Genomic DNA, 12,432 nt, shown 5'->3' with positions numbered 1-12,432 from the left:
GGGCCAGACAAACCTTGAATCAACCTTCGCTATGGGATCACCATGCGGGTGCGGCCGGTCATTGACCGGTGGGAGGAACATCCGCAATGGCGGAGGCAGAGCCGCGCGTCGGGCCGACGCCGACCAGGATCGCTGGCGGCGAAATGAGCGAACGCGTGCGCAGTTTCGACTGGTCCGGAACGCCGGTCGGCGCGATGGAGACCTGGTCGCCCAGTCTGCGTCTGGCTGTCGACATGATGCTGGCCACCAACTTCCCGATGGCTCTTCGCTGGGGTCCCGAGCTTTGCCTGATCTATAATGACGCCTATGCGCCGGCCCTGCACGAGTTGCATCCCAGCGCCCTGGGCATGCTCTTCACCGAGCACTCACAGGAGTTTCAGGCCAGCCTGCGAGCGATGCACAGCGATATTCTGGCGGGAACCAGCGGCGGTTACGCTCTCGAGAAGATGCCGCTCAGTCTCAAGCGCGCCGGAGATTCCGGAGCTCGGATCGGCCACTTCACCATCAGCTACAGCCCGGTCCCCGATACCGCCTTCCCGACGGGGGTTGGCGGGGTGCTGATCACCGCTGTCGAGCTCACCGAAGCGGTCGAGACCGAACGGACCCTGCGCGATATCGAACGACGCTACCGTCTGGCCATCGAGGCGGCCGGCGACATCGGCGCCTGGGACTGGGATATCCAGGCCGACAAGGTCTATGCCGACGCCGGCTACGCCGCTCTGCATTCCCTGTCGCCCGACTATGTCGAAGCCGGTCTGCCGGTGAAGAGCTTCACGGCCGCTGTCCATCCTGAAGACCGCGAGCGGATCCGCCAGATCAGCCTGGCGGCTATGGAAAAGGGTGGCGACTTTGCCGACGAGTATCGCTTGGTCCAGAGCGACGGCTCGATCCGCTGGGTCTATACGCGGGGCAGCTGCTATCTGGACGACGGGGGGCGGCCCGCCCGCAACACCGGCGTCGTGCTCGACATCACCGAGCGAAAGGCCGTCGAGGCGGCGCTGCACGCCGCCCAGGCCGATCTGGATCTGGCTGTGGACGCCGCGCGCATGGGCCGATGGGATCACAATCCTGACGCCGGCGTCCGTTTCTGGGACTCCCGCGCCCGGGCTATCTTCGGCATCGCCGACGAGGTCGAAAACACCCATGAGGCTTTCGAGCGGCAGGTTCATCCCGACGATCTCACCGGCATGCGCGCCGCCGTGGCCGCGGCTCTGGATCCGTCCGGCGAGGGCCGGATCAATCACGAATACCGCATCCGCCGCGCCGATGACGGCGCCCAGCGCTGGATCGAGACGTTCGGACGGGCCTATTACGAGGGCGGCCGCTGCACCCGCTTCGTCGGCGTGATCTCTGACGTTACCGAACGCAAGGAAACCGAGGCCCATCTCCTGCTGCAGGAAGAGACCCTGCGCCTGGCCGTCGACGCCGCCGATCTGGGGATCTGGGAACTGGATGTCGGGTCGGGCCAGCTGACCTGGTCGGACCGCTGCTATGCGATGTTCGGCGTCCCCCCGGGCGAGACCGTCACCCTTGAGGCCTTCTACGAACGCCTTCACGCCGATGACCTGAGGCCCACGCGGGCCGCCATCGCTCATGCCCTCGACCCGCGCGTTCGCGCCGAATTCGCCATCGAGTTCCGCGCCATCGGGCGGGACGACGGGCTGGAACGCTGGATCGCCGCAAAGGGCCAGGCCTTCTTCTCGCCCGATGGCAAGGCGACCCGCCTGCTGGGGGCCACGGTCAACATCACCGACCGCAAGCGCGCCGAGACGCATCTGCGCCTGCTGGTCAACGAGTTGAACCACCGGGTAAAGAACTCGCTGGCCACCATCCAGGCCTTAGCCGCTCAGAGCTTCAACGGTAAGCACAGCCTGCCGGAGGCCCAGGAGGCCTTTTCCAACCGCATCGTCGCCCTGGCCGAGGCCCATGACCTGCTGACCCGCGAGAACTGGGAAGGCGCCGAACTGCACGATATCGCCTCGCGCCTGGCCAAGTTGCACGGCGGTCCGGCGCGGTTCGAACTGGTCGGGCCGTCGATCCGGCTGTCGCCGCGCACCGCCCTGTCCTTGTCGATGGCCCTGCACGAACTGGCCACCAATGCGGTGAAGTACGGCGCCCTGTCGGCGCCCGGCGGCCGCATCCTGATCAGTTGGGACCTGGCGCCCGGGTCGGGCGCCGAACGGCTGGATCTGATCTGGAGCGAAGGCGGCGGCCCGCCCGTCAAGCCGCCCACCCAGCGCGGCTTCGGCTCGCGCCTGATCGAGCGCGGCCTGGCCGCCGAGCTGTCGGGTGAGGCGTCCATCAGGTTCGAACCAGACGGCGTGGTCTGTCACATCCGCGCCCTGCTGGACGCCTAGAAATCCCGCTCTCCCCGGCGAAAGCCGGGGTCCAGATCGAACCCGAGGCGGCGACCGATCTTGCTCCGCCCCAAGGCGCGTCATCCCCGACTGCTCAGGCTGAATCTGGGTCCCGGCCTTCGCCGGGAAGAGCGAACTGTAAAAGAAGGGCCAACTCTAACTCGCCACCCTTCGCGCCTTCCCGATCTGCTCGTCCGTCCGCCGCATCACCATCAGCAGGGTGAGGGCAACGATCAGCATCGGCGCGGCCCAGCCGGCCAGGCCCATGACCGTCAGGGTGGTCGCCCCGGCGATCAGGCCGCCGATCATGATTTCAGCCACAGTCGCCAGCCAGGAGGCGCCGCGGCGGCGGTTGAAGTCGGCTCGCTTGCCGGGCTTCTGATGCCAGACATTGATCAGCCCGCAGGCCCAGGCGGCGAGGCCCGCGCCGGTGGCGGTGATCAGGCCGGTCAACGGCTGGAACCAAGTCAGGGCCGCGATGGGCAGGACCAGCAGCAGAGCCACCGGGATCAGCGCCGCGACCAGCTTGGCCCGGCGCAGGGTGGCCGTCGAGGTCGGCGACACCGCCAGCAAGTCCGGCGTGTCCTCGGCCGACAGGGTGATCCAGGCCAGGCTTGCGGCCACCTGACCGGCCATGAAGGCGACGATCCCGGCCCCGCCGGCCAGGGCGGCGGCGTCGACCTTGGCGGCCGAGCGGGCCAGCACCAGGGCCAGGGGGATCAGATACAGCACCCGCAGCAACACCTGCGACAACAGGGTGGCGTCGCGACAGATCAGCCGCAGCTCTTTGCGCACCGTGGCGCGGAAGGCCCCACCGGCGAAGGCGGTGGCGGGCTTCACCGGTCCGCGCGGACGCCTGGACGTCGCGCCCTGCGCCGCTGCGGCAGCGTCGGAGAACCGGCGTCCCAGCGCCGTGGTCGCCAGCCAGAACAGTCCCGCGCCCGCGGCCAACATTCCCAGCAGCGGCAAGGGCTCGCCGATCATGGCCCGCAACGGCAGGCTGGCCCAGGGCGGCGGGGTCAGGCGGCCGTCCATCGCCTCGCGGGCGATGTCGGCATAGAGGCTGTCGCTGGAGCCCTCACCCATCAGGGTGCGCGCCTGGCTGGCCAGGAAGAAGGCCGCGCCGACCAGGGCCGCCAGCACCTGGGCCACGGTGCGGGTGCGGCGCGGACCGATCAAGGCAAACAGCCCCATGGCCAGGATCAGGCCCACCGCCGTGGCGGTCAGGGCCAGGGCGATCAGCACGCCGAACACGCCCAGCCAGCCGGGATGTCCATAGAGGATCGACGGCAGCAGCAGCGGCGCGGCGAACACCATGAAAAGCGTCGCCACCCCGGTCGCAATGCCCAGCGAGCGCACCAACAGCACCTTTTCCGGCGCAACGGGCGATGAGAACAACAGGTCCAGGTCGCCGCGCTCGTAGAGCGCCTCGGCGGAGGCCCCCAGGGTCTGGGACAGCATCAGGGTCAGGAACACCGCGCAGGCCATGCAGGCGATCAGCACGGCCAAGGGATGGATTGGGACCTCGTGGCCGCGCACGGCCAACGCCAGGAGGACGCCGCCGAGACAGGCGAAGGCGAATAGAACGGCCAGGCCGATCAAGGCCCCGACGCCCTTGCCGGCCCGGCCGGCGCGAAAGCCGCGCCAGGCCAGGCGCATCTCGTGGGCGAGGAGCCAGGCCGTGCTGGCGGGCGCAAGCAGGCTCACGCGGGTTGGCTCTCGGCGGTCAGTTGCAGGAAGACGTCTTCCAGGGTGGAACTGCCGCCCGCCCCGCCGGCCTGGGCGCGCAGCTCGTCCAGCCGGCCCTCGGCCAGCAGCTTGCCGCCGGCGATGATGCCGATGCGGTCGGCCATGCGCTCGGCGACCTCCAGGATGTGAGTGGTCAGGATCACGGTGCCGCCGGCGTCGACCCGGGCCTGCAGCATGTCTTTCACCAGCCGCGCGGCTGCGGCGTCCAGGCCAGTCAGCGGCTCGTCCAGGATCAGCAGGCGGGGATCGTGGATCAGGGCCCCGGCCAGGGCGACCTTCTGCTTCATGCCGCGCGAAAAGCCCTCGCAGCGGCGGCGGGCCTCGTCGGCCAGACCCAACTGGGCCAGCAACGCCTCGGCGCGGGTCTTGGCCACGGCGGGATCGACGTTCCAGAGCCCGGCCACGAATTCCAGATATTCCAGCGGGGTCAGCCGGTCATAGATCATCGCCTCGTCCGGCGCCCAGGCGACCAAGGCCTTGGCTCCGGCGGGATCCCTGCGAGCGTCGATCCCGTAGACGCTGATCTCGCCGCTGTCGGGCTGGGTCAGGCCGGCCACCATCCGCAAGGTGGTGGTCTTGCCTGCGCCGTTAGGGCCCAGCAGGGCGTAGAGCTCGCCCGCATGGACGGTCAGGTCGAGATTAGCGACGGCGGGCTTGGCGAAGGTCTTGTTCAGCCCCCGCACGATCAAGGCTTCGGTCAACGCTCGGGTCCCCGCACTGGTCAGGCGGCATGTGAACGTGATTGGGCGACCGGGTTCAAGGGGTGTCGAAATCCCCCAGCGTCGCGACCTCGCGCTTTCGCTGCGATGAGAGTGGGAAGGGCTGCGGAGCGTCGGGCCTCGCGATAACAATTCAGGGGGCGACATGTCCAGATACGAGATCATCGACTATGCTGGAGGGCGCGATCCCGAGGTCACAGCGCTCATTCTGACGATCCAGCGCGAGGATGTCGGCCTGGATGTCCCGATCAAAGAGCAGCCAGAACTCTTCGATATCGCCGGCGCCTACCGCCACGGCGCCTACTGGGTGGCGGTGGCGGGCGATGAGATCATCGGCACGATCGGGATGATGCGCTAGGGCGATAGCGGCGTGCTGAAAAAAATGTTCGTGCGACAGGATTATCGGGGTCCGGACGGGGCGTCTCACGGCCTGCACGACCGGGCCATCGCGTGGGCCGCAGCGCGGAGCCTCACCGCAATCTTTTTGGATACCCCCTCGGTCGCAACGCGTTCCCACGCCTTCTATTAACGCCGGGGCTACCGCCTGGTGAGCTGCACTGAACTACCGAAGACCTATGACTTTCCTGATCGCGATAGCTTGATCTTCAAACTCGATATGCCCGCCAGTAGCAGCGCGTTGGGCGAGGAACAGTCGACCTAGACCGACAGTTCCAGAAGGACTTCGCCGCCTCAGAACTTCGTCTTGCACCGCTGCTTGTAGTGCACCCCGCGCAGGAACCCGCGCCGCGCCAGACCGGCGTCCAACGCTGCGTTCATGCGGCGCTCGGCGGGAGCCGCGCCCGAGATCTCGCGCACCAGGCCCCGGAACGGGATGATCGAGTTGATCACCGTGCGGCCGCCGGCCTCGGCCAGCTTGCCGGCGCGGCTTTCCTTGACCTCGTTGCCGACGATGTAGTCCGGACCGAGGGCCTCGTTGAGCTTGCGGACCTCTCCGGCCAGTTGCACGCAGGTTTTCAGGCCCTCCAGCGTATAGGGATCGGCCAGGGCCTCTTCGAGAATGGGCGACATGTCGCGCTTCATCACGCCGACGTCCCGGCCGGGCTGGGAGCCGATTTCGAGCGCCCTCTTGCGGGTATCGTCCCAGCGCCCCGGGGATGCGGCTTCGTCCTTGGCCTTGTCGTCGTCGCGCTTGGTCTGGGCCTGAGCGACACCTGAGAGCGCCAGCGCCGCGACCATCGCGAACATACCGTATCGAAAGCCAGATCCACGCATTTGAAACCCCCAGGCGTCCGAATGAGTGAACGCGGACAAGCAACGGCCAAGCTTGGCAATAGGTTCCGGCGCTAACAGCCGCTCCCGCCATCCGACCGCCCGGGCGGTCGTCAAGACCGCGTCGGCGCCTAGTTCGGCGGCGAGGCGGCTTCCAGCTCGAACGCCGCGTCCAGCAAATCGTCGTTGGGCACGGCGCCCTGCAAGGCGGCGTCGAGAACATCCTGCAGCGAGCCCCAGACGAAGGCCAGCTGTTCCAATACGGCCGGCAGGTCGTCCGGCTCGAAGCCCGGATAGCAGTCCTCGATCAGCCACAGGCCGGTCAGGACATCGAAGCCGAACCGGCAGCCGATCAGGCGAAACTGCGCGCGGGCCATGGTCTCGAACAGGGCAGTCAGGTCGCGAGCCTGGTCCAGGTCCTGCGGGTCCAGCACCTGGCAGCGCACCTGCAGCCAGTCGCCTTCCGGAAACAGATAGAAGGCGCCGCCGTCGTCGGAGCCCGAGACCTCGAGCCCGCGATCGATCTCCTCGACGAGGTAGCCGCTCGCGCGGCAGGCCGAGGCGACGGCGTCCAGGTCGATGGGGCGCGGCTCACTGGCCATGGTCAGGACCGGTAGTCGCCGTTGATGGCCACATATTGCTTGGTCAGGTCGCAGGTCCAGACCGTGGCCGAGCCCTTGCCGACGCCGACATCGACGCTGACCTCGAACTCGGCGTTCCTGACATAGGCGCTCATCGCCGCCTCGTCATATTCGGCCGAGACCAGGCCATCGCGGGCGGCGTAGAGCTCGCCGAACTTCACATTGATCCGCTCGCGGGCCACCGGCTCGTCGGCGCGGCCGACCGCCATGACAATGCGGCCCCAATTGGCGTCCTCGCCGGCGAAGGCGGTCTTGACCAGCGGGCTTTCGGCGATGGTGCGGGCGATCTTGCGGGCGCTGGCCGGGCTTTCCGCGCCATTGACGGTGATCTTGACGAACTTGGTCGCGCCCTCGCCGTCGCGAACCAGCTGCAGCGCCAGATCCAGCAGCACCGCTTCCAGCTTCTCGCGGAAATCGGCCAGGCGCTTGTCGACCGCGCGGTGGATCTTAGGCGCGCTCGACTGGCCGGTTGCGAACAGCAGCAGGGTGTCGTTGGTCGAGCGGTCGCCGTCCACCGTGACGCAGTTGAAGGTGGTGCGGGTATACAGGCTGACCAGGGTCTGCAGGGCGGCCGGGGCGATGGCCGCATCGGTGGCCACGAAGGCCAGCATGGTGGCCATGTCGGGCGCGATCATGCCCGAGCCCTTGGTGATACCGGCGATCCTGACCTCGTGCCCGTCGATCAGGGCCGTGGCATAGGCCCCCTTCGGGAAGGTGTCGGTGGTCATGATCGCGGCGGCCGCGCCGGACCAGGCATCGGCCGTCAGGCGGGTCTCCACCTCGTGCAGGCGAGCGGTGATCTTGGCGTCGTCAAGGATCACCCCGATGACGCCGGTCGAGGCCATCATCACGTCGCGCTGACGGCAGTCGAACCGCTTGCCCACGGCCGTGGCCACCCGGCGCACCGCGTCGGCGCCCGGCTTGCCGGTGAAGCTGTTGGCGCAGCCGGCATTGACCACCAGGGCCCGCACATCGGCGCCGCCGCTGGCGGTGAGCTGGCGCTTGCACCAGTCGACCGGAGCCGAGCCGACCCCGTGACGGGTAAAGACGCCCGCTGCGCTGGTGCCTTCGGCGAAGCGCATCAGCAGCAGGTCCTCGCGCTCGTGCTTGTAGAAGCCGGCGCGACCGGTGGCGATCTCGACGCCGGCGATCGGCGGGATATGCGGGAAAGGCACGGCCAGGGGCGAGATGGCCAGACCGGGCTTGCCGGGCGCGGCCGCCTCCGGGGCCTTTCCAGCCTTGGCCGGTTTGTCCGCGCGACGTTGGGTGGCCCGCTTCAGGGCCGAGGCCAGCGGATCGAGGGCGCGCTCCAGGCTTTGGCCCACGCGCTCGACGGCCCCCGGCGAGGCGATAGCGGCTTCGGGCGCGGGCTTATTCGCCTGGGGGGCGTCGGTCTGGTCCGTCTTGCGGGGCATAAGGTCGTCTCGACTACTTCTTGGCCGGCGCCGGAGCGGACGGCGCTGCGGCGGGCGCAGAGCCTTGCAGCTCGGGCGGCGCCGAGGCCGGCTCCTGCGGCGCGCCGGGGACTTCCTGGGTCTTGGCGGTCAGCATGTCGACCTTGGCGCCGCCGCGCAGCTTCTCCAGCAGATCCCGGACCTGATCATAGGTCAGGAAGCGGACGATCTGCGGACGAGCGGCCTCCAGCGTGATCGGCTCTTCCATGCGCTTGTCTTCGACGCGCAGGATCGCCCAGCCGCCTTCAGTGGCGAACGGGCCGACAAGGTCGCCCTTGCTGGCGGTCTTCAGGGCCCCGGCATAGGCCTCAGGCATGACGTCGACGGTGAAATAGCCGAGATCGCCGCCATTGAAGCGGGTGGCCTGGTCGGTCGAGCGCTCCATGGCCAGGGCGTCGAACGAGGCCCCGGTGGCCAGGAGCTTGCGGATGCTGTCGGCCTCGGCCTGGGTAGCGACCAGGATCTGGCGGGCGCGGATCTCTTCGGAGCGCTTGGAGAGCTTCTGCTGCTCGGCATAAAGCCGGCGGATGGCGTCCTCGTTGACGGCCTTCTCGACCACGCTCTCGACCAGCATGTCGCCCAAGATGCGCTCGCGCGCGGCGGCCAGACGGCGCTGGGCGACGGGATCCTTGTCCAGCTTGCGCTTCAGGGCCTCGGCGGCCAGCAGCTTCTGGTCGACAACTTCATCCAGGCGCTGGCGAAAGAGATCGCTGGAAATGTCCAGCGGCTCGCCCTCGCTGATCAGGCCTTGAGCCACCGCCTCGCGCTTGACGTCGGACGCCCAGACATTGTGCCCGTTGACCCGCGCCACGGCGGTGTCGCCCGGCTCTGGCGGCTTCTCGGCGCTCTTGTTCTGGCCGCAGGCGGCCAGAACAACCGTAACGGCCAGCAGGGCCAAGATGCGGCTGTGGGGGAACTTGATCAAAGGGAGGACTCCGAACGACCTTTGGACGGCTCTAGAGCGCGATAGCCGAAAGTGGAAGCCGGTTTCGGCGGCGATCGCGCTTCAGCTTTATAATCTAGAGTCTGCTCTTCACTTTCGGTCGTTGCACGTCCGAAAGTGACAGGCTCTAGCGTGGTTTCGGCCGCAGGGGAATGCAACTCCGGCGCATCCTTGGGAAGGCTTTCCGGCATTTTTGGCGCACGCGACAACTAAACGTGGAAAACGCCGGAAACCTTCGCCTCTACCACGCCCTATGAGGGGCGCTCGCGTTGACACTGGTGGGGTCGCTGCTTAAGTCTCCCGCGCGCTGTAAGGGCCGAAATAGTCGTGCTTGGTCTTAGCCTTGCAGGAACTCCAACGCCCACCGCGCCTCACGCTTCATCGGAATTTCGACTTCATGCTCGGCTTCGCCAAAAAGCTCTTCGGTTCTTCCAACGACCGCAAGGTCAAGACGCTGACCACCCGCGTGGCGAAGATCAACGCCTATGAAGCGGAGTACGCCGCCCTTTCCGACGAGGCGCTGAAGGCCAAGACCGACGAGTTGAAGGCGCGCCTGGAGAAGGGCGAGACCCTCGACGACGTTCTGCACGAAGCCTTCGCCGTCGTACGCGAGGCCTCCAAGCGTGTGCTGGGCATGCGCCACTTCGACGTCCAGCTGGTCGGCGGCATGGTGCTGCATTTCGGCGGCATCTCGGAAATGCGCACCGGCGAAGGCAAGACCCTGGTCGCCACCCTGCCAACCTATCTGAACGCCCTGGCCGGCAAGGGCGTCCACGTCATCACGGTCAACGACTATCTGGCCAAGCGCGACGCCGACTGGATGGGCCAGATCTACACCTTCCTGGGCCTCAGCTATGGCGTCATCGTCAACGGCCTGAGCCAAGGCGAGCGTCAGCGCGCCTATCGCAGCGACATCACCTACGGCACCAACAACGAATTCGGCTTCGACTACCTGCGCGACAACCTCGTCTACAGCGTCGAGGAAATGGTCCAGCGCGGCCACCATTTCGTGATCGTCGACGAGGTCGACTCGATCCTGATCGACGAAGCCCGCACCCCGCTGATCATCTCGGGTCCGACCGAGGACCGCAGCGAACTCTACAAGACCATCGACGTCCTGATCAAAGACCTGATCAAGGACAAAACCAACTACGATCACGACGAGAAGCAGAAGCAGGTCATCCTCACCGAGGACGGTCAGGAGCGCATCGAAGAGATCCTGATGTCGGGCGGCCACCTAGCCGAAGACACCGCCGGCCTCTACGACGCCGCCAACATCTCGGTGGTGCACCACGTCAACCAGGCCCTGCGGGCCAACGTGCTCTACACCCGCGACAAGGACTACATCCGCAAGGACGACGAGATCATCCTGATCGACGAGTTCACCGGCCGCATGATGACCGGCCGCCGCCTCTCGGAGGGCCTGCACCAGGCCATCGAGGCCAAGGAAGGCGCCGACATCCAGCCCGAGAACCAGACCCTGGCCTCGGTGACCATCCAGAACTATTTCCGCCTCTATTCCAAGCTGTCGGGCATGACCGGGACTGCTTCTACGGAAGCGCAAGAATTCGAAGACATCTACAAGATGGGTGTCAGCGAAATCCCGACCAACCGCCCGGTCCTGCGCATCGACGACGATGACGAGGTCTATCGCACCGAACGCGAGAAGAACGAGTCGATCCTCAAGCAGATCGCCGACTGCCACATGCGCGGCCAGCCGATCCTGGTCGGCACCGTGTCGATCGAGAAGTCGGAAGAACTGTCCAAGCTGCTGTCGACCTTTGCCTGGGAAAACGACGGCAAGAAGCAGAACGGCATCCCGCACCAGGTGCTGAACGCCCGCTTCCACGAACAGGAAGCCGGCATCGTCGCCGACGCCGGCGTCCCCGGCGCGGTGACCATCGCCACCAACATGGCCGGCCGCGGCACCGACATCCAGCTGGGCGGCAATATGGACATGCGCATGTCCAACTGGCGCCAGCAGCAGAAGGGCCTGGGGATCACCCCGATCCACGAGGACGAGGTCGCTCAGCGCAAGGAACTCGAGATCGAGATCGCCGCCGCCAAGGAACGCGCCCTGGCCGCCGGCGGCCTGTTCGTGCTCGGCACCGAGCGCCACGAGAGCCGCCGTATCGACAACCAGCTGCGCGGCCGGACCGGCCGTCAGGGCGACCCGGGCCGTTCGAAGTTCTTCCTGTCGTGCGAGGACGACCTGCTGCGCATCTTCGCCGGCGAGCGCCTGGACGCGATCATGCGCACCTTCGGCGTTCAGGAAGGCGAGGCGATCACCCACAAGTGGCTCAACAACGCCATCGCCACCGCCCAGAAGCGCGTCGAGCAGCGCAACTACGAGATCCGCAAGAACCTCCTGAAGTACGACGACGTCGTCAACGACCAGCGCAAGGCCGTGTTCGAGCAGCGCCAGGAGTTCATGGAGTCGACCGACCTTTCCGACATCATCAACGAGATGCGCCGCGATGTGGTCGATGACCTCGTCCTGCGCCACCTGCCGCCCAAGGCCTATGCCGAGCAGTGGGACATCGAGGGCCTGACCGAGCGGGTGAAATCGATCCTGGGTCTCGACCTGCCCCTGGCCGACTGGGCCGCTGAGGAAGGCATTGCCGACGAGGAGATGCGCGAGCGCATCACCAAGGCCGCGGAAGAATACGCCGTCCAGCGCGAAGAGATCATCACGCCCGACCAGATGCGTCAGGTCGAAAAGAGCTTCCTGCTGCAGATGATCGATCTGCAGTGGCGCGAGCACCTGATGCACCTGGACCACCTGCGCAACGTCATCGGCCTGCGCGGCTACGGCCAGCGCGATCCGCTCAACGAGTACAAGACCGAAGCCTTCACCCTGTTCGAGAAGCTGCTGGGCGACCTGCGCACCAACACCACTCGCTGGCTGATGACGGTCGAGATCGCCTACGCCGAGCCCGAACCGCTGCACAGCCCGGAAAACCTGATCGAGGTCCACCTGGACCCGCTGACCGGCGAGAACATCGCCGTGGCCGGCGCGATCCCCGAGGGCATGTCGCCCCAGCAGCGCGAGGCCCTGCCGATCTCGGTGCTGCCGGAAGGTTGGGAAAACACCAGCCGCAACGGCGCCTGCCCCTGCGGTTCAGGCAAGAAGTTCAAGCAGTGCCACGGGTCGCTGGTTTAGCGATCGGCCTCTGAGGTTTGAGTTGAAGCGCCCGCTCTGGGAAATCGGGGCGGGCGCTTTCGTGTCTGAGCTGCCGGCACGCCCCCTCCGTCGCGATGCGTATCCGCATCGCGCCACCTCCCCCGTTTCACGGGGCAGGTGGGTTCAGCGGTTCTTCTCCTGCCCCGTAGCGAAGC

General features: G+C 67.0%; 9 protein-coding genes. 3 read left to right on the top strand and 6 right to left on the bottom strand.

From position 1 onward, the window contains the following. The first annotated feature begins 143 nt into the window (after positions 1-143). Positions 144-2,357: a PAS domain-containing sensor histidine kinase gene (locus tag ACP69S_RS16725; RefSeq protein WP_425999137.1), complete on the top strand. Its 2,214-nt coding sequence runs from the start codon at positions 144-146 to the stop codon at positions 2,355-2,357. Positions 2,358-2,513: 156 nt separating this feature from the next. Here the strand turns inward: ACP69S_RS16725 and ACP69S_RS16720 are convergent, their stop codons facing one another. After that, a complete protein-coding gene (locus ACP69S_RS16720; RefSeq protein ID WP_425999135.1) occupies positions 2,514-4,064 on the bottom strand; it encodes a putative ABC transporter permease subunit in 1,551 nt (516 codons plus the stop codon). Further along, the gene (locus tag ACP69S_RS16715) at positions 4,061-4,807 is read right to left on the bottom strand and encodes an ABC transporter ATP-binding protein (RefSeq protein WP_425999133.1); all 747 of its coding nucleotides are present in this window, start codon (positions 4,805-4,807) and stop codon (positions 4,061-4,063) included. Before ACP69S_RS16715 ends, ACP69S_RS16720 begins: the two co-directional genes overlap by 4 nt. Before the next feature lie 163 nt (positions 4,808-4,970). Between ACP69S_RS16715 and ACP69S_RS16710 the strand changes: the two genes are divergently transcribed. Next, entirely contained in the window at positions 4,971-5,183 is a 213-nt protein-coding gene (locus ACP69S_RS16710) for a hypothetical protein (protein ID WP_425999131.1), read from the top strand. 332 nt (positions 5,184-5,515) lie between these two features. Here the strand turns inward: ACP69S_RS16710 and ACP69S_RS16705 are convergent, their stop codons facing one another. The 4 genes from ACP69S_RS16705 to ACP69S_RS16690 all read right to left on the bottom strand — a co-directional run bounded on the left by ACP69S_RS16705 (position 5,516) and on the right by ACP69S_RS16690 (position 9,075). Further along, positions 5,516-6,022, bottom strand: coding sequence for a hypothetical protein (locus tag ACP69S_RS16705; protein WP_425999218.1), 507 nt, complete (start codon positions 6,020-6,022; stop codon positions 5,516-5,518). Between the two features lie 164 nt (positions 6,023-6,186). Next, positions 6,187-6,657 carry a hypothetical protein gene (locus ACP69S_RS16700; RefSeq protein WP_425999130.1) on the bottom strand — a complete coding sequence of 157 codons (471 nt, stop codon included), beginning with the start codon at positions 6,655-6,657 and terminating at the stop codon, positions 6,187-6,189. A gap of 2 nt (positions 6,658-6,659) precedes the next feature. Then, positions 6,660-8,111: a bifunctional glutamate N-acetyltransferase/amino-acid acetyltransferase ArgJ gene (gene argJ / locus ACP69S_RS16695; protein WP_425999128.1), complete on the bottom strand. Its 1,452-nt coding sequence runs from the start codon at positions 8,109-8,111 to the stop codon at positions 6,660-6,662. Positions 8,112-8,124: 13 nt separating this feature from the next. Next, positions 8,125-9,075, bottom strand: a complete 951-nt coding sequence (locus ACP69S_RS16690) for a foldase protein PrsA (RefSeq protein ID WP_425999126.1) — start codon at positions 9,073-9,075, stop codon at positions 8,125-8,127. 415 nt (positions 9,076-9,490) lie between these two features. Between ACP69S_RS16690 and secA the strand changes: the two genes are divergently transcribed. Then, positions 9,491-12,256 (top strand): preprotein translocase subunit SecA, encoded by a 2,766-nt coding sequence (gene secA, locus ACP69S_RS16685; protein WP_425999124.1) that lies wholly within the window; start codon positions 9,491-9,493, stop codon positions 12,254-12,256. Positions 12,257-12,432 lie beyond the last annotated feature (176 nt).

The sequence above is a fragment of the Caulobacter sp. DWR1-3-2b1 genome, assembly GCF_049895765.1.
In the GTDB taxonomy this organism is placed as follows: Bacteria; Pseudomonadota; Alphaproteobacteria; order Caulobacterales; family Caulobacteraceae; genus Caulobacter.
This window is presented reverse-complemented; position numbering and strand designations above follow the sequence as displayed.